19 protein-coding genes are annotated in these 21,193 nt (G+C 59.0%); 8 read left to right on the plus strand and 11 right to left on the minus strand.

Going from position 1 to position 21,193, the window contains the following annotated elements; all coding sequences use genetic code 11:
• Positions 1 to 60: 60 nt before the first annotated feature.
• Positions 61 to 1,158, minus strand: a complete 1,098-nt coding sequence (gene nspC / locus OK142_RS16380) for a carboxynorspermidine decarboxylase (RefSeq protein ID WP_003498532.1) — start codon at positions 1,156 to 1,158, stop codon at positions 61 to 63.
• A 300-nt stretch (positions 1,159 to 1,458) separates the two neighbouring features.
• On the opposite strand from nspC, the gene OK142_RS16385 reads away from it, so the two are divergent.
• The 3 genes from OK142_RS16385 (at position 1,459) to galE (ending at position 3,427) form a co-directional block, all read left to right on the plus strand.
• Complete coding sequence (locus tag OK142_RS16385; protein WP_003498530.1) at positions 1,459 to 1,803, plus strand: ElaB/YgaM/YqjD family protein; 345 nt, start codon at positions 1,459 to 1,461, stop codon at positions 1,801 to 1,803.
• 9 nt (positions 1,804 to 1,812) lie between these two features.
• Entirely contained in the window at positions 1,813 to 2,247 is a 435-nt protein-coding gene (locus OK142_RS16390) for a hypothetical protein (RefSeq protein WP_003498528.1), read from the plus strand.
• 196 nt (positions 2,248 to 2,443) lie between these two features.
• Complete coding sequence (gene galE, locus OK142_RS16395; protein ID WP_498683950.1) at positions 2,444 to 3,427, plus strand: UDP-glucose 4-epimerase GalE; 984 nt, start codon at positions 2,444 to 2,446, stop codon at positions 3,425 to 3,427.
• Between the two features lie 107 nt (positions 3,428 to 3,534).
• Here galE and OK142_RS16400 read toward each other — a convergent pair whose 3' ends face one another.
• The gene (locus OK142_RS16400) at positions 3,535 to 4,110 is read right to left on the minus strand and encodes a PRC-barrel domain-containing protein (protein ID WP_498683952.1); all 576 of its coding nucleotides are present in this window, start codon (positions 4,108 to 4,110) and stop codon (positions 3,535 to 3,537) included.
• Between the two features lie 238 nt (positions 4,111 to 4,348).
• Here OK142_RS16400 and OK142_RS16405 point away from each other — a divergent pair, with 238 nt between their 5' ends.
• Entirely contained in the window at positions 4,349 to 6,067 is a 1,719-nt protein-coding gene (locus OK142_RS16405) for a sensor histidine kinase (RefSeq protein WP_082185047.1), read from the plus strand.
• Positions 6,068 to 6,332: 265 nt separating this feature from the next.
• Here the strand turns inward: OK142_RS16405 and OK142_RS16410 are convergent, their stop codons facing one another.
• Positions 6,333 to 7,316 (minus strand): sensor histidine kinase, encoded by a 984-nt coding sequence (locus OK142_RS16410; RefSeq protein WP_035243025.1) that lies wholly within the window; start codon positions 7,314 to 7,316, stop codon positions 6,333 to 6,335.
• Positions 7,317 to 7,417: 101 nt separating this feature from the next.
• Positions 7,418 to 8,212: a response regulator gene (locus OK142_RS16415; RefSeq protein WP_035243023.1), complete on the minus strand. Its 795-nt coding sequence runs from the start codon at positions 8,210 to 8,212 to the stop codon at positions 7,418 to 7,420.
• Between the two features lie 137 nt (positions 8,213 to 8,349).
• Here OK142_RS16415 and OK142_RS16420 point away from each other — a divergent pair, with 137 nt between their 5' ends.
• Both OK142_RS16420 and OK142_RS16425 read left to right on the plus strand, forming a co-directional pair.
• Positions 8,350 to 8,556 carry a NepR family anti-sigma factor gene (locus tag OK142_RS16420; RefSeq protein WP_035243021.1) on the plus strand — a complete coding sequence of 69 codons (207 nt, stop codon included), beginning with the start codon at positions 8,350 to 8,352 and terminating at the stop codon, positions 8,554 to 8,556.
• Positions 8,556 to 9,122 carry an RNA polymerase sigma factor gene (locus OK142_RS16425; RefSeq protein ID WP_035243019.1) on the plus strand — a complete coding sequence of 189 codons (567 nt, stop codon included), beginning with the start codon at positions 8,556 to 8,558 and terminating at the stop codon, positions 9,120 to 9,122. The genes OK142_RS16420 and OK142_RS16425 overlap by 1 nt, the downstream gene beginning before the upstream one ends.
• A gap of 67 nt (positions 9,123 to 9,189) precedes the next feature.
• On the opposite strand, the gene OK142_RS16430 is transcribed toward OK142_RS16425, so the two are convergent.
• Positions 9,190 to 9,660, minus strand: a complete 471-nt coding sequence (locus OK142_RS16430) for an Lrp/AsnC ligand binding domain-containing protein (protein ID WP_003498512.1) — start codon at positions 9,658 to 9,660, stop codon at positions 9,190 to 9,192.
• Positions 9,661 to 9,834: 174 nt separating this feature from the next.
• Between OK142_RS16430 and putA the strand changes: the two genes are divergently transcribed.
• Positions 9,835 to 13,509: a trifunctional transcriptional regulator/proline dehydrogenase/L-glutamate gamma-semialdehyde dehydrogenase gene (gene putA, locus OK142_RS16435; RefSeq protein ID WP_498683954.1), complete on the plus strand. Its 3,675-nt coding sequence runs from the start codon at positions 9,835 to 9,837 to the stop codon at positions 13,507 to 13,509.
• Positions 13,510 to 13,548: 39 nt separating this feature from the next.
• Here putA and OK142_RS16440 read toward each other — a convergent pair whose 3' ends face one another.
• From OK142_RS16440 to amaB, 4 genes are all read right to left on the minus strand, one after another.
• Positions 13,549 to 14,376: an ABC transporter ATP-binding protein gene (locus OK142_RS16440; RefSeq protein ID WP_498683955.1), complete on the minus strand. Its 828-nt coding sequence runs from the start codon at positions 14,374 to 14,376 to the stop codon at positions 13,549 to 13,551.
• An 8-nt stretch (positions 14,377 to 14,384) separates the two neighbouring features.
• On the minus strand, positions 14,385 to 15,164 hold the full coding sequence (locus tag OK142_RS16445; protein WP_498683957.1) for an ABC transporter permease subunit: 780 nt from the start codon (positions 15,162 to 15,164) through the stop codon (positions 14,385 to 14,387).
• Between the two features lie 21 nt (positions 15,165 to 15,185).
• On the minus strand, positions 15,186 to 16,139 hold the full coding sequence (locus OK142_RS16450) for a sulfonate ABC transporter substrate-binding protein (RefSeq protein ID WP_498683958.1): 954 nt from the start codon (positions 16,137 to 16,139) through the stop codon (positions 15,186 to 15,188).
• Between the two features lie 254 nt (positions 16,140 to 16,393).
• Complete coding sequence (amaB, locus tag OK142_RS16455) at positions 16,394 to 17,923, minus strand: L-piperidine-6-carboxylate dehydrogenase (RefSeq protein WP_137039460.1); 1,530 nt, start codon at positions 17,921 to 17,923, stop codon at positions 16,394 to 16,396.
• Positions 17,924 to 18,136: 213 nt separating this feature from the next.
• Here amaB and OK142_RS16460 point away from each other — a divergent pair, with 213 nt between their 5' ends.
• On the plus strand, positions 18,137 to 19,039 hold the full coding sequence (locus OK142_RS16460) for a LysR substrate-binding domain-containing protein (RefSeq protein ID WP_498683960.1): 903 nt from the start codon (positions 18,137 to 18,139) through the stop codon (positions 19,037 to 19,039).
• A gap of 4 nt (positions 19,040 to 19,043) precedes the next feature.
• Here OK142_RS16460 and OK142_RS16465 read toward each other — a convergent pair whose 3' ends face one another.
• Together OK142_RS16465 and OK142_RS16470 are read right to left on the minus strand one after the other, a co-directional pair.
• Positions 19,044 to 20,021, minus strand: a complete 978-nt coding sequence (locus OK142_RS16465; RefSeq protein WP_498683961.1) for a glutathione S-transferase family protein — start codon at positions 20,019 to 20,021, stop codon at positions 19,044 to 19,046.
• Between the two features lie 115 nt (positions 20,022 to 20,136).
• Positions 20,137 to 21,024: a DMT family transporter gene (locus OK142_RS16470; RefSeq protein ID WP_035243014.1), complete on the minus strand. Its 888-nt coding sequence runs from the start codon at positions 21,022 to 21,024 to the stop codon at positions 20,137 to 20,139.
• Positions 21,025 to 21,193 lie beyond the last annotated feature (169 nt).

Here is a 21,193-nt window from a genome sequence, read left to right on the forward strand (position 1 = left end):
TTCAGGTGATGCCTCCTTTTCCCCGCAGGGATGAGCTTCGTTTCATGTTAAAACAGGGGTTTAAGACAGGCTTTGCTCGAAATCGGCAAAGTCGAATTCGCGAACGGCGCGGACGGTGCCGTCGAGTTCCTTGATGGCGATGGTCGGCATCTTCACGCCGTTGAACCAGTTCTTCTTGACCATGGTGTAACCGGCCGCATCCTGGAAGGAGATGCGGTCGCCGACCTTCAACTCCTTGTCGAACCGGAAGTCACCGAAAATATCGCCCGCAAGGCAGGACTTGCCGCAGACCATGTAGGGATGTTCGCCCTCGTTCGGAGAAACCTTGGCGGTTTCCCGATAGATCAGGAGGTCGAGCATGTGCGCTTCGATGGAGCTATCGACGATGGCGAGGTTCTTGCCATTGAAAAGCGTATCGAGAACCGTCACTTCCAGCGTCGTGCTCTTGGTGATCGAGGCTTCGCCCGGCTCCAGATAGACCTGCACGCCGTATTTTTCCGAGAACTCCCGGAGACGGTCGCAGAACTGGTCGAGCGGGTAATTGTCGCCGGTAAAATGAATGCCGCCGCCAAGGCTCACCCATTCCGCGCGCGACAGGAGCGACCCGAATTTCTCTTCGATCTGCGTCAGCATGCGATCGAACAGCGAAAAATCGCCGTTTTCGCAATTATTGTGGATCATGAAACCGGAAATACGGTCCATGACCTTGTCGACCTTGGCGACATCCCATTCGCCAAGACGGCTGAAGGGACGCGCGGGATCGGCAAGATCGAAGCTAGAGGAGCTGACCTGCGGATTGAGGCGCAGACCCCGGGTGATGCCCGAGGCTTTCTCTGCGAACCGTTCCAGCTGGCCGATGGAATTGAAGATGATCTTGTCCGCGTTCGAGATCACTTCGTCGATTTCATAATCGGCATAGGCGACGGAATAGGCGTGCGTTTCACCGCCGAATTTCTCACGGCCGAGACGGACTTCGTAAAGCGAAGACGAGGTCGTGCCGTCCATATATTGCGACATGAAATCGAACACCGACCATGTGGCGAAGCACTTCAGCGCCAGGAGCGCCTTGGCGCCGGATTTTTCCCGCACATAGGCAATCTTCTCCATGTTGCGAAGAAGTTTTGTCTTGTCGATGAGGTAATAAGGCGTCTGAAGCATGTCGTTTCACAGATTGATTGAAGTCAAGGTACGTCTCGATGATGGGCCTTATATGATGCTTGTGACAGGAAAACAAATGTTCGGCACCGAATTCCCGGAAATTTGCCCCCGCCCCTAAATCTGCATGAAGAAAACATCGGAGGCGCGGAACCAAGCATGCATCGGCGCGTTTGAATGGCGGACAGGCAGGTGTTTCGGTCGCCGGAACGAATGGTCTTGAGCGACAGAATGCACCTGCAGCGGCGGTCGGTTTGGCCCGCCGCAATTTCCATCAACGATGTTCCAGGAAGGACTTCACCTATGGCAAGCGTGCGTAGCAGCGTTAATGACAAGATCCAGCAATCCCTCGAAAGCGGTGATGCAGCCGACGTGGCGGCACAGCTTGCCCAGCTTCGCGAAGATCTCGCAAATCTTGCCAAGAGCGTTAAGGCGCTAGGCGTTGGCGCCTCGCATGAGCTGAAGGCGCAGGCCGCCCGCGTTGCCGACGATGCGCTGACCGCCTCCGGCGAGATGGCCGACAGCGTTCGCAACGAAATTTCTTCGCTGAACGACAATCTGACGGATCAGGTCCAGAAAAATCCGCTCCAGTCCCTCGGCATCGCCGTCGGCGTCGGCTTCGTGCTCGCTCTTCTCACACGTCGATAAGGCCGCATCATGCTTGAGGCATTGCTGGTCTATCTGGGAGACACCCAGCGCGAAGGACGCGTCGTGACGCGGCGTCTGCGCGCCACCATCATCCTGTGGGTGCTGACCGGTGTCTTTTTCCTGATCGCCTTCGTCGCCGCTGTGGTTGCGGGGTCGATCTATCTTGCCCGGCATGTCGGCGCCGGTCCTGCCGCGCTTGTGGTCGCCGGCACGGCGTTTCTGCTCGGCGTCATCATGCTGGTGGCGCTGGCGATCGTCAAACGCCCAAGAGCCTATGCCGCACGGCCAGTCGCACCTTTGACGGCGGCACCCTTGACCGCAGCACCCCTCGCCTTGCAATCGCTGCTGACGCTGGCCATCCAGGCGCGGCCCTATGCAACGCTTGCTGTCGCCATGGCCGCCGGTTTTCTGGCGACACGGGCGAATACGAGGAAAAAGAAATAAACACGCCTCCGGGCGTGTTTTCGATACTTATTAAAACTCTCATGCAGGCTGCGCATCCAGATGATGGATGCGCAGTTTTTTTTATGTTACCCGCGATGGATAGACTGGTTGCTGGCGCCTGCCGCCACGCCGCCCTTATTTGAACAAAGTGACATACAGTCTCGGCGCGTCCTCGTATTTTTCTGAAAGGCGATTGATGAAGAAGAAAGTCCTTGTCGTCGGCGGTGCCGGCTATATCGGTTCGCACACCTGCCTCCTTCTCTCCGAAAGAGGATATGAACCGGTCGTTTTCGACAATCTGTCCAATGGACATGAGGAATTCGTCCGCTGGGGACCTTTCGAGCAGGGCGATATTCGCGACCGGGCGCGGCTTGACGAAGTCTTTGCCAAACACCAGCCGGAAGCCGTCCTGCATTTTGCCGCGCTGATCGAGGTCGGCGAATCGGTGAAGCAACCGGTCGCCTTTTACGACAACAACGTCATCGGCTCGCTCAACCTTCTCTCCGCCGCCATCGATGCGGGTGTCACGACCTTCGTCTTTTCGTCGACTTGCGCCACTTATGGATTGCCGGAACAGGTGCCGATCGACGAAACGCACCGTCAGGCGCCGATCAACCCCTATGGCCGCACCAAATGGGTGGTCGAGCAGGCATTGAAGGATTACAGCACTTACAAGGGGCTGCGCTCGGTGATGCTGCGATATTTCAATGCTGCCGGCGCGGATTTCGAAGGCCGTATCGGTGAGTGGCACAAGCCGGAAACCCATGCGATCCCGCTTGCCATCGAGGCGGCACTTGGACGGCGTCAGGGGTTCAAGGTGTTCGGCACGGATTACGACACCCGTGACGGCACCTGCGTGCGTGACTATATCCACATTCTCGATCTCGCCGACGCCCATGTGCGGGCAGTGGATTATCTGCTGGCAGGCGGTGAAACGGTTGAACTGAACCTCGGCACCGGCACCGGCACGACGGTGAAGGAATTGCTGGCGGCGATTTCGGAAGTGTCCGGCCGCCCCTTCCCCGTGGAATATACAGACCGCCGCGATGGCGATTCCACAACCCTTGTCGCCAATAATGACAAGGCAAAGGCGGTTCTCGGCTGGGAACCGCGTTATTCGCTGGCCGACATCATCAAATCCGCCTGGGCCTGGCATTCCTCGCGCAACGCCGGGGACTGAACACCTGCAGGCGTAAACAGCACAAAAAAGACACCGGCCTTTTGGCCGGTGCCTCTCGCGAGACGGCTGGTGTCAGCCAGTCTCGCTCCTGCCTCCCAGGTATGGGATTAAGGCTTTGTAGCTGAAGTGGTCGTGCTGTCCGGAGCAGCAGGTGTCGCGGCATTCTTTTCACTGGTCTTCTGCTCCAGCGTCTTGAATTCCGGAGCCGCCTTCAGCGTTTCCGCCGTCTCCGTCGTCGTCAGACGGATTGTCCCGTCCTGCGCGTTCCGCGTCATTGTCACCTTGTCCATGGGAACAGCTACATCCTTGGCGCCGATGCCGAGGAAGCCGCCGACGCCGATCACGGCTGCGACAAGACCGCCATCTTCTTCCATGATGAGGTTGGTGACGTTACCGATGCTTTCATCAGCGGCGGTGTAGACCGATTTGCCGATATAATCAATGGCGCTGATCTGCGTTTCACCCTGCTCGGTGATGTAGGCGCCGCCCGTCGTTGCTGCCGCGCTGTCATTCGCCGTCGGGGCCGCCGGCGCCATCGGGGTGGCCGGGGGCGTTGCCGGCTCGGTCTGTGCGCTCGGATTTGCAGGTGCGGGCTGAGTGGTGCCCTGAGCGATGGCAAGCGGCGCGAAAGCCGTCGTGCCCATCAGGGCGGCGGTGACGAGTATGTTCAGTTTCTTTGCCATTTTCGTACCTTCCTTTCATCGTTCTCAACTGGCCGGGCGGTGAATGAATTTCGTTTCCGCTCCATGACCGGTTCGTCTTGCAAACGGGTTGATCGTTGAAATAGTTCCGATTTTTTCAATCATGCCGATGCAATTGTGGCGTGTCGCGACAACCGGGGGTAAAAATCAGGCATTGCTAAAGGGGGCTGGCACGCTATTATCCCTGACGTAACAATGCAGTAACTGCCGGAGTTTTTGTATGCCTCAACCCGGCAAAAAAATGAAAGACGTGATCTCCGCTTTGCGTCGACGCAGCGCGAATTTTTTCCCGACAGCATCCATCGGCACCTATCTGGTGGTGATGGCAACCGTCATTACCCTGCCGCTTATTCTTTTCGGCGGCTATCTGATGCTGCGTCTCGAAGCGGAAAAACGCGATGACCTGCAACGCGAGACGATCGAGGATGCGCGGGTCGTCAGCCGCAATATCGATCGCCGCCTGCAGGAAATCGCCACCTCCCTCAATCTGCTGTCGCAATTCCCCGAGCTTGAAAGCGGCAATCTTTCCGCCTTTCAGGGACGTGTCGCCGAAAGTCTGAAGCGGGAAGGGCTTTTCGCCATTCTCGCCACCAAGGACGGCCAGCAGCGCCTCAATACCCGCGTGCCCTATGGCCAGCCCCTGGGCAAAGTGCCGGCGGAGGCCAATCTCGCCAAGGCGATCGAATCCCGCCGCATCACCGTCTCGGACATGTTTTTCGGCGCGACCAGCAAGGAATGGGTATTCAACGTCACCATGCCGCTCAACCCGGAACTGGGTTCGGCCGGAGACGCCCTGATCCTGACGCAGAATGCCAGCGACCTCAGCCGGCTCATCCCCACCGAAAACCTGCCGCGCAACTGGGTGGTCGCCATCATCGACGGTACAAGTCGCGTCGTCGTTTCCAGTTCGCAGGGTGAGGCGGAGGTGGGCAAACCCTTCGTCACCCCCGCCGTTCTTTCGGAAATGCAGGCCTTCAGCGGCAATTTTTTCGACGGCAAAGGCAATCTTTACGCTTACGCCCAATTGCCCGGCTGGCAATGGAAGATCGTGATGTGGGGACCGCTTGCCGCAAGCCAGGCGGCACTGGTGGATACCTGGCGGCAAATGATGATCGGCAGCCTGATGCTGGTGCTGATCGCCGTCGGCGGCGCGTATCTGGTCGGCCGGCAATTGCGGATGTCCATTCGCGACCTGACCCATATGGCCGAGCGCATCGGTGAGGGCGAGATCGTGGCGCCCGTCGACACCAAGATCAAGGAGGCCAACCAGGTTGCCATTGCGCTCTCCAACGCCTCCTTCGACAGAAGTCAGTCGGAAGAACGGCTGCAATTGCTGCTGCACGAACTGGTTCACCGCTCCAAGAACATTCTGACGCTGGTTCAGGCCATGATCCGGCAGCTGGGTCGCGAAAACAAAAGCATTCCGGAATTCCAGAAAGAAGTGGATCATCGACTGCGCGGTCTTGGAATGTCGATCCGGGCACTGGCCGAGGTTCAGTGGCAGGGTCTGCCGATCCGCAAGCTGATCGAGACACACCTCGACGTCTTCGGCACCGTATCGGAGCGTTTCGTGCTTTCGGGAGACGATTTCATGCTTTCGCCGGAAGCGGCGCAGAATTTTGGCCTCGTGGTACATGAGCTGACGACAAACTCCATCAAATATGGGGCGCTGTCAGTTGCGGCGGGGAAGATCAACGTCGGCTGGACGGCTTTCGAAAAAGACGGGCGGCAGATGATCCGTCTCGTCTGGACAGAAACCGGAGGCCCCCCTGCCATGGAGCCGACCCGAAAGGGTTTCGGCACCACCGTTATCAAAAGGCACGCCGAAGGCGCATTCGGCGGACAGGTGACGACGGAATATCGGGAAACCGGGTTCGAATGGTCGCTTGAAGCACCCATGCGCTATTTCATTCCCAAGCGGGCCGAACAGCCGCACTGAAGGATAAACCACGGGCAAAATCTGGCCTTTGTCAAAAAAATGCATTTTATGGGAACCGAATCCGGCGACATGCATTTTTACTGCAGGCCAAGCAATTCCCCCGTCCCCGCCTGAAGCTTGGCTGAAAATAAACAGGTTTCGCCCCTGAAAACCTGTTATAAAAATAGCACGGCTCTCATACGAGCCGTGCTTTTTTATTGCGCTTTTTGCACGATCGAAGCCGGGTCACGCCTGTCAGGCCCGACCTGCACATCCGGCAATCATCTCAAGAATCTACGCTATCCCCGGTGGGAAATTTCAGCCGATAGACGATCCGTTCCGGTGTCAGCTGATATTCTGCGCTTCCGCCCAGTGCGGATGGAACCACCTTTTCAAGCACAACGCTGCCGAAACTGCCGCGCCGGGCCTCTGCCGGCTCTTTCGACGGTTTGATCGGCTCTATCCATTCGACGATGTAGACATCATCTTCCTGGCGACACTGCAGCGATATCGGCGGATGATAGGCAAGATTGCCGCTGTGGCTCACCGTATTGACGACCAGCTCGTGGAAGGCGAGCCCGATATAAAGCGCACCATTTGGATTGAGCAGCAGGTTTTCCCCTTCCATGTGGATGAGGTTTGGATATTCCGGCACATAAAGATCGAATTGCTGGCGAAGAAGTTCGAAAATACGAGCGCCCCTCCAATCGGAATCGGTGATAAGATCCTGACTTTGAGCCAAGGCATGCAACCGCCCCCGGAATTTGCGCAGAAAATCATCCTTGGTGAGGCTGAATCGAGCCGTCTGGCCCGCAAGGCTCTGGATGATAGCCAGGAGGTTCTTGGAACGGTGGCTGACTTCACGCAGCAGTGAGCGCAAAAGCTGCTCGCGCCGCCTTTCCGCTGTCACTTCGCGTATGGTGGTTTTCAACACTGTCTGGTTGGACTGGTTGAAGGTGGAATAGACCTGAAACTGGAAGACCCGGTCATTCCCGGCATTGACTTCCAGCATGCCCCGGCTACCCGCGGCATTCATATCCTTTTTAAGTTCGGCAAGCCGCGCAGAGAGATCGTTGCCGAACAGGTTCTCATCGGTCGGATGGGAATCTGCCGGCAAACGCCAGACATCCGGCAGGTTGGCCACGAATATGTAATCGCGGTTCCAGTCCTGCAGCATGACTGTTTCACCCGAGTCGAGCAACGCAAGGACGAGCGAATCGTGAAGCTCGCTCTCGTTCCTTTCCGCGTTATGCCATGCCAGCCGATGCAAATTCGTCTCCTTGCAGAAAGCCGCGGGATAGCCCCACGACCGTAACCGCCAACGCCCAGGTACCCGACTGGTTCCCAGTTCGTCCGCGGTTTCGGCAAACTTCACGCTGCGACGCGAGAGCTTTCGTTAAAAAACAGAGCCTGGCTGATAAGTGCTTTTACCATATCCGGGTTAAACGGCTTGGTAACGAGGAAGGTCGGTTCCGGACGTTCACCCGTCAGAAGCCGTTCCGGGAAGGCCGTGATGAAGATCACCGGCAGGGACGTCATCTGAAGGATATCCTTCATCGCATCGAGGCCGGAGCTCCCATCCGCGAGCTGGATGTCGGCAAGGATCATTTTCGGCTGGGTGCGATGGAAGAGGTCGAGCGCCTCGGTATGTGTGCGGGCAATGCCCGTGACGCGGTGGCCGAGATCGGTGACCATCTGCTCGATATCCATGGCGATCAGAGGCTCATCCTCGATGATCATGATATCGGTCGCCACCTGGCGGGCGATTTCCGAAGCCGCCTCATCGATCAATTGACCGACACGCTCTTCAGACACTTTCAGAACCTCTGCGGCTTCCGAAGGCGTGAACTCCTCAACCGTTGTCAGAAGGAATGCCTGACGTGCCAGAGGCGGCACGGCGGAAAGGTTCGCGGAGGCGCGTTTTTCCCATCCCGACAGATTTTCATCGGCCTTAATATTGATCGTGACGGAACTAAAAATCGATACAAACAATTGATAGAGCGAAGCCCGATCGCTGCTTGTCTGCGGGAAGATGCTGATATCGGCAATCAGAGCTTCGAGTGTTGCCGCAACATAGGCATCGCCCGTGGATTGTGAGCCGCAAACGGCACGCGCGAACCTGCGCAGATATGGCAGGTGCGGTGCGATGCGTGTAGAAACTGACATGGAATTCTCCCCTTTCATGCGGTCTGCAACGCAAACCCAAGATAGCAACGTGCGTATCGCAAAAAAAGTTCCGAAGCGTCGGAACTATTTTTTTCACCGCGCATTCTTTGCTCGACACAAAAGGAATACCGGACGTTATGAACATATTTCAATCGGACCAAGACTCGCCGGACAATCCGGCCGCCCCCCAGGTTCCGCACTCCGGGCGGGCGGTGATTTCCCGCAAGCTCAGAGAACTTTACGATGCTGTTCAGGATGAAGGCATCCCAGATAAATTCCTCGATCTTCTCGAAAAACTTGATGAAGCCGAAAGCAAAGCCAAAATCAAGGCTTCGGAGGAATGATGGCGAAAGAGCCGGAGCAGACAGAATATAATTTCAAGCGGGAAATGCTGGCAGCGCTGCCGAACCTGCGGGCATTCGCGATTTCGCTTATCCGCTCGAGGGACCGCGCCGACGATCTTGTCCAGGATACGATCATGAAAGCCTGGGCGAAACAGGACAGCTATCAACCGGGCACCAATATGCGCGCCTGGCTGGTGACGATCCTCCGCAACGAGTTTTACAGCCAGATCCGCAAATCCGGTCGCGAAGTGCAGGATACGGATGGGGTTTACACCTCGCGCCTGTCGGTGCCGCCTGAGCAGCATGGATCGGTCGACCTGCAGGATTTTCGCACGGCGCTCGCGAAGCTGCCGGACGATCAGCGCGAAGCGATCCTCCTCATCGGAGCCTCGGGCTTTGCTTATGAGGAAGCTGCCGAGATTTGCGGCTGCCCCGTCGGCACGATCAAGAGCCGCGTCAGCCGCGCAAGGTTGCGCCTGCAGGAGCTTCTCGGCATCGAGAACGAGAACGAGTTTGGACCCGACGCGCAGATGAGCGCGGTAACCGCTGCGGCAACGGCGCGTTGAAATAACGGGATTCACCAGGCAATAAACGGGTAGGCAAGCGCCTGCCCGTTTTTCGTTGCCCGCTTGGCTAGATGCCGGTTTCCTTGACCGACTGCATCACTACGAATGTGGAGGTGTTGGAAACCGATGGCAGGCTTGAGATTTTTTCGCCGAGCACCCTGCGGTATTTGCGAATGTCACTGGTGCGCACCTTCAGGAGATAATCGAAGGCGCCTGCAATCATGTGGCATTCCTCCACTTCCTTGATCTTGCGCACCGCAGTATTGAATTCCTCCAGCGCCTTTTCCCTCGTATCGGAAAGCTTCACCTCGGCAAAGGCGATGTGATCGACCCCAAGTTTGTGCGGATTGAGAACGGCCCGAAAGCCGAGAATATAGCCCTCGTCCACCAGCCGTTTCAGCCGCGTCTGGCACGGCGTCTTGGAGAGGCCCACCCTTTTTGACAGCTGCAGCACGGACATGCGCCCATCTTCACTCAGGGCCTCAAGAATCTTGAGATCGAAATGATCCAGATCGTCTGTTTTATGACTATTTGCCATGTAATTTCACGCCTAAGTCGAGCAATAAAAGTTCATATTTCCTGTTTTAATCCAAAAATAGGGCCATAGCAATTTCCGCGACAATGGTATTGTACCCGCCAGGATGAAAAGCGGCGGGCGGAGGACACGCTGCCGCCGACGGTCTGTCTTCAACGCTTTTTCAGGATCTTCAGAATGGCCGATGGTGCAAGCAACGCCAGTGTAGCAGTGAACGGTATTTTCCAGAATTTTGCGCCGCCGGTGCGCGAACAGAGCCTGCTGCGCAAGGCGATTACCGCCGCCTATCGCCGCCCCGAGGAAGAATGCCTTGCGCCGCTGATCGAGGCTGCGACCGTCACGCCCGAGCAGGCGAGCGCCATTCGCACCACGGCTGCCAAGCTGATCGAGGCACTGCGCGCCAAGACCAAGGGCACGGGGGTCGAAGGGCTGGTGCAGGAATATTCGCTTTCCAGCCATGAGGGCGTGGCCCTGATGTGCCTTGCCGAAGCGTTGCTGCGCATTCCAGACACCGCCACCCGCGATGCGCTGATCCGCGACAAGATCGCCCGCGGCGACTGGAAGTCCCACATTGGCGGCGGGCGCTCGCTTTTCGTCAACGCCGCCACCTGGGGTCTCGTCATCACCGGCAAGCTGACCTCGACGGTAAACGACAGCGGCCTTTCGGCGGCGCTGACCAAGCTGATCGCTCGCGCCGGCGAACCCGTCATCCGTCGCGGCGTCGATATGGCGATGCGCATGATGGGCGAACAATTCGTGACCGGCGAAACCATCGGTGAGGCAATCAAGCGTTCGAAGCCGCTGGAAGAACAGGGCTTCCAATATTCCTACGATATGCTGGGCGAAGCCGCGACCACCGCGAAGGATGCGGAGCGTTATTACAAGGACTACGAAAACGCCATCCACGCCATCGGCAAGGCATCGGCCGGGCGCGGCATCTATGGCGGTCCCGGCATTTCCATCAAGCTTTCGGCGCTGCATCCGCGTTACGCCCGCTCCCAGGCCGAGCGGGTGATGGCGGAGCTGCTGCCACGCGTCAAATCCTTGATGTTGCTCAGCAAGACATACGATATCGGCCTTAATATCGACGCCGAGGAAGCCGACCGGCTGGAACTGTCGCTCGATCTTCTGGAGGAACTGGCGCTCGACAGGGATCTCGCCGGCTGGAACGGCCTCGGCTTCGTCGTGCAGGCCTATGGCCGCCGCTGCCCCTTCGTTCTCGATTACATCATCGATCTTGCCCGCCGCGCCGGTCGCCGCATCATGGTGCGTCTCGTCAAGGGCGCTTACTGGGACGCGGAAATCAAGCGTGCGCAGGTGGACGGGCTGGAGGACTTCCCGGTCTTCACCCGCAAGGTGCACACGGACGTCTCCTACATTGCCTGCGCCCGCAAGCTGCTTGCCGCGCGCGATCTGGTGTTCCCGCAGTTTGCGACCCACAATGCGCAATCCATGGCGACGATCTACCACCTCGCCGGTCCCGATTTCAAACTCGGTGACTACGAGTTCCAGTGCCTGCATGGCATGGGCGAACCGCTTTACAGCGAAGTCGTCGGTAAAAAGAAGCTCAATCGTCCCTGCCGTTTCTATGCGCCGGTTGGCACCCATGAAACGCTGCTTGCCTATCTCGTCCGCCGCCTGCTGGAAAACGGTGCGAACTCTTCCTTCGTCAACCGCATTGCCGATCCCGCCGTGCCGGTGGATTCGCTGCTGGAAGATCCGGTCACCGTGGTCAATGCCTATCCCGTTCCCGGTGCTCAACACGATCGTATCGCCGCGCCAGCCGGTTTGTTCGGCCCCGAACGGACAAATTCCGCCGGTCTCGATCTTTCTAGCGAAACGACACTTGCGGCGCTGGACAACGTCCTGAAGGCGAGTGCGGCAACGGAATGGAAAGCTGCAGCACCACAGGCGGGCGGCAAGACACGCCCGGTTCTCAACCCCGGCGACCACAATGATATCGTCGGTTATGTGGCCGAACCGACAGAGGCCGATGTGGACGCGGCGATGCAGCGGGCCGCCGCTTCGAACTGGTCTTCCACACCGGTTGACGAACGCGCCGCCTGCCTGGAGCGCGCTGCCGACCAGATGCAGGCTGAGATGCCGGCCCTGCTTGGCCTCATCATGCGCGAGGCCGGAAAATCCATGCCGAACGCCATTGCCGAGGTGCGCGAGGCGATCGACTTTCTGCGTTATTACGCCGCTGAAGCCCGCAGGAACTTCAAATCCGGCGAAACACCGCTCGGCCCGGTCGTCTGCATCAGCCCGTGGAACTTCCCGCTCGCCATCTTCATCGGTCAGGTGACGGCGGCGCTGGTTGCCGGCAATCCGGTGCTGGCGAAGCCCGCCGAAGAAACGCCGTTGATTGCGGCCCAAGGCGTGCGCCTGCTCCATGAGGCTGGCGTTCCACAGGATGCCGTGCAGCTTCTGCCGGGCGACGGCAAGACGGGTGCCGCACTTGTTGGTTCACCATTGACGGCCGGTGTGATGTTTACGGGTTCGACGGAAGTGGCGCGGCTCATTCAGGGCCAGCTTGCCGGCCGGGTTCTGGCCAACGGCCAGCCGATTCCCCTGATTGCCGAAACCGGCGGCCAGAACGCCATGATCGTCGATTCCTCCGCACTTGCCGAGCAGGTCGTCGCCGATGTCATCGCATCTGCCTTTGACAGCGCCGGCCAGCGCTGCTCGGCGCTACGCATTCTCTGCTTGCAGGAAGATGTGGCGGATCGCACGCTGACGATGCTGAAAGGCGCGCTGCATGAATTGCGCATTGGCCGTACCGACCGCCTTTCCGTCGATGTCGGCCCCGTCATCACCGCTGAAGCCAAGGGCATCATCGAAAAGCACATCGATGGCATGCGCACGCTCGGCCACCGGATCGAGCAGATTTCGCTTGCCGGCGAAACCGGCAAGGGCACCTTCGTACCGCCGACGATCATCGAGATGAAATCGCTCGCCGATCTGAAACGCGAAGTCTTCGGTCCGGTGCTGCATGTCATCCGCTTCAAGCGCGACAATCTAGACCGGCTGATCGACGAGATCAACGCCACCGGTTACGGCCTCACCTTCGGCCTGCATACGCGCCTTGACGATACAATCCAGCACGTTCTGTCGCGCGTCGCCGCCGGCAATCTTTACGTGAACCGCAACATCATCGGCGCGGTGGTCGGCGTGCAGCCCTTTGGCGGACGCGGCCTCTCCGGCACCGGTCCAAAGGCCGGCGGCCCGCTTTATCTCGGCCGCGTCACACAAAGCGCGCCGAAGATTGATCGTGTCGCCAGCCAGCAGGATCAGGCGGCTGTCGATCTTGCCCGCTGGCTGGATGAAAACGGCCAGACCGTGGCAGCCGAAGCCGCACGGCAGGCCGCAGCGCTTTCCGGCCTCGGTTTCGAAACCGAACTGGCGGGCCCGGTCGGCGAACGCAACGTCTATGCGCTGCATCCGCGCGGCAAGGTTCTGCTGATCCCGGCCACCGAGCAGGGGCTCTATCGCCAATTGGCCGCAGCACTTGCCACCGGCAACTCGGTCGTCATCGACAATGCGTCGGGGCTGGAAAAATCGATCTACGGATTGCCGGCAACCGTCACCTCGCGTATCACCTGGGCTGACAGCTGGGAAAAATCCGTACCCTTCGCCGGCGCGCTGATCGAAGGCGATGCGGAACGCGTCGTTGCACTCAACAAGAAGATTGCCGCCTTGCCCGGCCCGCTCGTTCTGGTTCAGGCCGCGACAACGGAAGCGCTTTCCGGGGAAAACCAGCCCTATACGCTCGACTGGCTGGTCGAAGAAGTCTCCGTCAGCGTTAACACCACCGCCGCCGGCGGCAATGCCAGCCTGATGAGCATCGGCTGATAAATAACCCGGCAGGGCCCAGGCCCTGCCGGCCAACCCTTATCCACTGATCTCGCCACGCCCGAAGAGCTGGTTCAGGACCTGCTCTTCCAGCTTTGCAAATTCCGCTGTGCCGTGACGGCGCGGTCGCGGCAGTTTCACGTCGAGATCAAGCGCAATGCGTCCTTCATCGATGACGACAATGCGGTCGGCAAGCGCAACAGCTTCCGAGACATCATGGGTGACGAGGACAGCGGTGAATCTCTGCTTGCGCCAGATGCGCTCGAGCAGAAGCTGCATTTCGATGCGGGTGAGTGCATCAAGTGCGCCGAGCGGTTCGTCTAGCGCTAATATTTGTGGATGGGCCACCAGTGCGCGCGCCAGCGCCACGCGCTGCTTCTGACCGCCAGACAGGACATAGGGCCATTCGCCCGCCCGATCCTTCAGCCCGACTTCGTCGAGAATGGCAAGCGCCTGCTCATTCGCGGCCTCGCCTTTGGCAATGCCGGTCAGGCCCACGGACACATTGTTTGCAATGCGCTCCCATGGCAGAAGGCGCGGCTCCTGAAACATCATGCGGGTGCGGCTCGATGCATCTTTCGAAACGGTGCCGCTTGTGGGCGCATCGAGACCGGCCAGGATACGCAGAAGCGTACTCTTGCCACAGCCGCTCTTGCCGATGATTGCCAGAAACTCGCCTTCCCGCACATCGAGATCGATGCCGCGCAGCACCGGCTTGTCGCCAAAGGTCTTGGTCAAATTTCGGAAGCTGAAGGCGACCTTGCTGTCGTTCTGCTTGCCGCGCTGTTCAACCTTCGGCTCCGCCCCGGGCGGGGAGGATGGCGGGGCATCGGGGCGTCTCAACGTCGTAACATTGCTGGTCGACATGGGTTACCTCAGACTTTCTTGAAGGCTGGATGCCATTGCAGGAAGATGCTTTCGAGGAAGCGGGCGAAACTGTCCGCCAGCTTGCCGAGAAGCGCATAGATGAGGATCGACAGCACGACGACATCGATCAGCAGGAACTCGCGCGCCTGCATGGCCATGTAGCCGAGCCCGGAGGACGAGGAGATGGTTTCCGCCACGATAAGCGTCAGCCACATGATGCCGAGCGCATAACGCAGGCCGGTGAAAATGGAAGGCAGCGCACCGGGCAGGATCACCCGCCGGAACAGGGTGAAGGGCGACATGCCATAGGTGCGTCCCATCTCCACCAGTTGCGGATCGACACCCTGAATGCCGAGCAGCGTGTTGATGTAGATCGGGAAAAACACCCCGAGTGCCACAAGGAAAAGCTTCGCCTCCTCGTCGATGCCGAACCACAGGATAACGAGCGGAATGAGCGCCAGATGCGGGATGTTACGGATCATCTGCAGCGTCGTGTCGGTGAAGCTGCGGGAGAATTTGGAGAGGCCATTGGCCAATCCGAAAATGAAGCCGATGGAGCCGCCAATGGCGAAACCCACAAGCGCACGAGCGGAACTGACGCCGATATTGGCGAGAAGCTCACCCGAAAGCAGAAGCCGCCAGAAGGCTTCCGCGACAGCGGAAGGGGCTGGCAGCACATTGGCGGAAATCAGACCGGCACGCGACGCCGCCTCCCAGCCCGCAAGAATGAGTGCGGGGAGCAGCCAGCCTGTGATGCCGCCAATCTCGATACGCTTTCCGGTGCTCATGGCATGCCCTCCGGCTCTTGCTCAGTTGGTGGCGCCCGACCAGACGGCATCCTTGATGCTGATCTGTTTCGGGATCAGGCCGAGACGATAAAAGCGGTCGGCGGTTTCCTGCTGGCTGGCAACGATCTTGTCGTCGATCTTCGTAATCCCGAATTCTGAGCGGTTGGCGGCAAGCGTCTGCGCTTCCAGCGGCACACCCGTCACCTCGTGCAGCGCTGCGGCAACCTTGTCACGGTTCGCGGCAGACCATTTGGCCGCTTCGCCCAGGGCATCGATGGTGGTGTTGATGGTGTCCGCATGCGACTTTGCGTAGTCGCGATTGGCGAGGAAATAGGTGCTGACATCAAGAACGTCGCTGGTGCGGGCGAGCGTGACGGGCTTGTAGCGGGTCTCCGCAATCGCATAGAAAGGATCCCAGACGGCCCAGGCGTCGATCTTGTCGCTGGCAAAGGCTGCGGCGGCATCAGCCGGGCTGAGATAGATCACTTCGATATCGCTGAATTTTAGGCCGTTCTTCTCCAGCGCCGCCACCAGCAGGTTATGGGCGCTGGTGCCCTTGCCAACGCCGACCTTCCTGCCCTTGAGATCTGCAACCGACTTGATGCCGCTCTCCGGCTTGGTAAAGACCGCCTCGCCCTTACCGTTCGAGGGCAGTGCCGCAACATACACGATGGCCGAACCGGCCGCCTGACCGAAAATCGGCGGCGCATCACCCGTCCAGCCAACATTGATCGAGCCGACATTCAAGGCCTCGACCAGCGGCGGGCCTGCGGTGAATTCGACCCACGACACTTTGACGCCCTTGGCTTCAAGCGCCTTTTCGATGACGCCCTGTTGCCTTGCGATCACCGGCAGGCCGGTTTTCTGATAACCGATCTTGAGCTCTTCCGTCGCCTTAGCCTGCAAAGGCAGACTGGATAATGCCGCAACGGCGAGAATGCTGGCGGAAAGGGCACGGCGGGTGATGACTGGCATTTTATCTCCTTATCACCGGCGCTGTGCCGGTTTGCGATATGGAGCAATGCTAGGGTTTTCCATTAAAACGATAGAGAGACGATAATTCAATATCAGCAATCTTGCGGGAATAAAATTCCGCAGATAGGCCGCTTTCCCGCAAATCATCGCAGGCGCCCTTGTATGAACCCTTTCGACAAGCAAATGCCGGTGCGGAACGAACCGCACCGGCATAACGGATCAATGTCACAATCGCGATCAGACCTGCGAGCGATTTATTCGATGTCGAAGGACACGCCCTGCGCCAAGGGCAGAGCCTTGGAGTAATTGATCGTGTTGGTAGCGCGGCGCATATAGGCCTTCCACGCATCCGAGCCGGATTCGCGGCCGCCGCCGGTTTCCTTCTCACCACCGAAGGCACCGCCGATTTCCGCGCCCGAGGTTCCGATATTGACGTTGGCAATGCCGCAATCCGAGCCTTCCGAAGACAGGAAACGTTCTGATTCCTGAATGTCGCGGGTGAAGATCGATGACGACAGACCAGCGGCGACGGCGTTATGCGCGTCGATTGCCTGATCGAGATCGCTGTACTTCATCACGTAAAGGATCGGCGCGAAGGTCTCTTCCAGCACCGGTCCAGCCTGCTTCGGCATTTCGACCAGAGCCGGCTTGACGTAATAGGCATCCGGCGCACCCGTATCCACGCGGCCGCCGCCATTCACCACACCGTCATGCGCTTTGGCCGCTTCGAGCGCCTTCTGCATGCCGTCAAAAGCCGCCTTGTCGACCAGCGGGCCGACGAGTGCGGAGGTTTCCAACGGGTTGCCGACGGAAACGGAGGCATAGGCCTTTTTCAGGCGCGGCACGAGCTGGTCGTAAACACTGTCATGCACGAAGAGACGGCGAAGCGTGGTGCAGCGCTGGCCGGCCGTGCCCATGGCGCCGAAGGCAATGGCGCGCAGCGCCATGTCGAGATCGGCAGAGGGGCAGACGATGCCGGCATTGTTGCCGCCAAGTTCCAGAATGGCGCGGGCGAAGCGTTTCGCCAGACGCGGACCGACATCGCGGCCCATGCGGGTGGAACCGGTGGCCGAAACAAGCGGAACCTTGGGGTTGTCCACCAATGCCTCACCCACGGCGCGGTCACCGATCAGAAGCTGCGAAAGACCTTCTGGCGCATCGCCAAAACGGGCGGCCGCGCGCTCGAAGATGCCCTGCACGGCAAGCGCCGTGAGCGGGGTCTTTTCAGATGGCTTCCAGACCACCGAATTGCCGCAGACGAGCGCGAGCGCCGCGTTCCACGACCAGACCGCAACGGGGAAATTGAATGCCGAGATGACGCCGACGACACCGAGCGGATGCCAGGTTTCCATCATGCGATGGCCGGGGCGTTCGGTGGCGATGGTGAGGCCGTAAAGCTGGCGGGAGAGACCGACGGCGAAATCGCAGATATCGATCATTTCCTGCACTTCGCCGAGACCCTCGGACGGCACCTTGCCCGCTTCCAGCGAGACGAGGCGGCCGAGGTCGGCCTTGAAGGTGCGCAGTTCTTCGCCCAAAAGCCGGATCAGCTCGCCACGGCGGGGTGCCGGCACGTTGCGCCATGTCTTGAAGGCCGCATCGGCCTTCTCGACCACGGCTGCGACACCTTCAACCGAAACGGTCTTGAGGCTGGCGATCTGTTCACCCGTAACCGGGCTGAAGGACGCCATGTCGCCACCGGTATAAAGATCGCGGGCAACACCCATCCTGTCGAGCAGGGCCGCGGCTTCCTTTTTCACGTCAAGCTTCGTGGTCGCATCCATGTCCAATTTCCTTTTTGGCTCAAAGGGGAGGAAAGGCCGTTTTTGATACGGCTCTTTCAACTCCCGTCGCTGTTCTTTCCCCGAATTTGTCATTCTGTGGAAACGACCTCCGCCGCAACCGGCAAAACACCATTCCATTCTCTCCCGTAATCATATATGGGCATAATGACCCTTTTCCAATGAGGAAAGCGGGTATGTTGATGCGAGAATGGTATGGATCCGCGCAGAAGACTGGTCCCTGACATCGTCACCCTGCAAGCTTTCGAGTGTGCTGCAAGGCATGGGAATTTTACCCGTGCCGCGGAAGAACTCAACCTCACGCAAAGCGCCGTCAGCCGGCAGATCAGCGATCTGGAAGCCCAGACCGGAATGCAGCTTTTCGAACGCATCCGCCGGCGCGTCGTTTTATCGGAAGCGGGCCGCAAATTCCTGCCCGACGTACGGCGCCTGCTGCAGCAATCCGAACAGCTGATGGTGCGCGCGGTTTCGGCCGGAACATCGCACGCCTCGCTTTCCGTCGCCACTCTGCCAACGTTTGGCAGCCGCTGGCTGATGCCACGTCTGCACCGCTTCATCGATGCCAATCCGGACATGACGATCACGATCGGCTCGCGCTCGCACCCCTTCGATTTCGACGAGGAAGGTTTCGACCTCGCCATTCACTATGGCCAAGCGGTCTGGGCACACGGCACCTGCACCTTTTTATGCAATGAGGTGATCGTTCCGGTCGCCAGCCCCACTCTGCTTCAGCGCGCAGGAATGAGAGAGCCCGGCGATTTCAACCGGCAGCCATTGCTGCATGTGACCACGCGCCCGAAACTGTGGACGGAATGGCTGGAGATGAACGGGGTAACGGCAGAGAATGCCTATAAGGGCAGCCGTTTCGACCAGTTTTCGATGATCATTGAAGCGGCCATAAGCGGCATCGGTTTTGCCCTCTTGCCGAAATATCTGATCGAGGCGGAACTCGCCTCCGGCCGCCTCGAAATCGTCTTCGATATCCCCCTGCAAACCGACAAGAGCTATTACGTTGCCTTGCCGGAAGGGCGGCAGGACAATGTCCTTGCCCGCGCCTTCCAGGCATGGCTTCTCGATCAGGTCGGCAAGCCGGCTTAGAGATTCACACAGTTCTCGCGGAAACCTCGTCAAGCCCCGGAAGATCGGGGCCGACCGGCACGATCCGGGTCGGATTGAGCGCCTTGATCGAATAATAACCGCGCTTGATGTGATCGATATTCACCGTGTCGCGCACGCCCGGAACAGTCAGCACCCGCATCATATAAGCCTGCAAGGCCGGATAGTCGGCAATACGGCGAAGATTGCACTTGAACAGGCCGTAATAGGCAGCATCGAAACGCACCAGCGTCACGAAAAGCCGGACATCCGTTTCTGTCAGGCGATCCCCGAAGAGGAAAGATCCGCCTGATGCGAGGCGGGTTTCCAGTTCCTGAAGTGTCGCGAAGACGTCGGCGAAGGCTTCCTCATAGGCAAGCTGGGTGGTGGCGAAACCGGTTCTGTAGACACCATTGTTGAGGCGCGGATAGATGTGGTCGTTGAGGGCATCAATCTCATCGCGAAGCGCCTCCGGATAAAGATCGATCCCGTTATCGGCCAGATCGCCGAAGCCGGAATTCAGCATGCGCAGAATATCGGCGGATTCATTGTTGACGATGGTTTTCGTCTTCTTGTCCCACAACACGGGAACAGTGGCACGACCGGTATAGTGCGGATCGGCGCTGGTATAGGCCTCGTGCATATAGGTGAAGCCATTCAGCCCGTCGCGTCCCGAGCCCGGATAATCGCCGAACCTCCAGCCCTCGTCGGAAAGCGCCGGCTCGACCACGGAAACCGAAATCACCTCTTCCAGCTTCTTCAGTTTGCGGCCTATCAGCGTGCGCGATGCCCATGGGCATATCAGCGCGACATAGAGGTGATAGCGCCCAACCTCGGCCTTGAACCCGCCCTCACCCGTCGGGCCAACCGAACCATCCGGTGTCACCCAGTTGCGGAAACCGGATGTCTGGCGAACGAAGCCACCCTTCCTGTCGGTCGCCTGCACGGGATGCCACTCGGCCGTCCATTTTCCATCAACGAGCATTTAGGCTCTCCATTCATCTAAAGATGAAAAGCCTTATGGAGCCGCCTGAGGCCACCCCGCAAGCCGCGCTTCGGTTGACGCACTGTTTCCGATCATCACGATAACGGCGAAAGGGTCAGAGACGATTGCGGAAAAACGGGTTCCAGCGCACGGTGCCGAGCCTCACCTTTTCACGGATCATCGTCAGCAGTCCCGAGGCCGCAATGACGGCGAGACCGAGAACGGCGATCGCATCCGGATATTCGTGGAAGAAGGCCATGCCGATCGCGACGGCCCAGAGGATTTGCGAATAATGCGACGGCGCAATCTGGCTCGCCGGCGCGATGCGGGTTGCCACCAGAAGCGTTATCTGTCCCGTTGCCGTGCAAAGCCCGATGAAGGCAAAGGCAACAAGCTGGTGCAGATTGGGCATGACGAATTCAGGGATGGAGGCAAGGCCGTTGAAGGTAAGACCGTAGATCAACAGCACGCCCATGATCGAGGTGCGCTTTTCCTTACCCGCCAGCGAGCGCAGCAAAACGATGGTCATGGCCGCCAGAAATGCAACACCGATCGCGGCGAAATGCCCGAGTTCCAGCGTCTTGAAGCCGGGCCGCACGACAAGAATGACGCCGACGATGCCGGCCAGAACCGCCGCCCAGCGCCACGGCCCGATATCTTCCTTGAGGACAACGGCCGACAGCACGGTGACGAAGAGCGGCGACAGGAAGATCAGCGCATAGGCTTCCGCCAAGGGAATGGTGGTGAAGGCGTAAATGCCGAGAATACCGGCAAACAGACCCGAGATCGCCCGGCCGTGCACGGCGAAGGGACGGCTCATGCGCCAGAATTCACGCCACCTTTCCTCGCGGGGTTTGCTGAAGAAGATGAAGATGCCGGAAAACAATATGCTGAAGAAGCCGATCTCGAAAACGCTGACCTGTGATCCAAGCGACTTGATCGTGGCATCGCCCCAGGAAAAGCTCGCATAGGCGAACAGACCGAGCAGAAAACCCTTTTGCATTTGAACTTCCCCGAACACCGACCGGAATGCAAAGCGCACCCCGGCCGCGTAAAGCGACCCGGACGCCCCTTAAAGGGACAGACAGTCTGGCAGATTTGATCCTCACCCTATGGCTAGACCCGGCTACCTATGAGTGCAAGCCGGAAAAACGGCAAAATTGCCCGATTGA

This window comes from Agrobacterium sp. BT-220-3 (assembly GCF_025910175.1).
In the GTDB taxonomy this organism is placed as follows: domain Bacteria; phylum Pseudomonadota; class Alphaproteobacteria; order Rhizobiales; family Rhizobiaceae; genus Agrobacterium; species Agrobacterium oryzihabitans.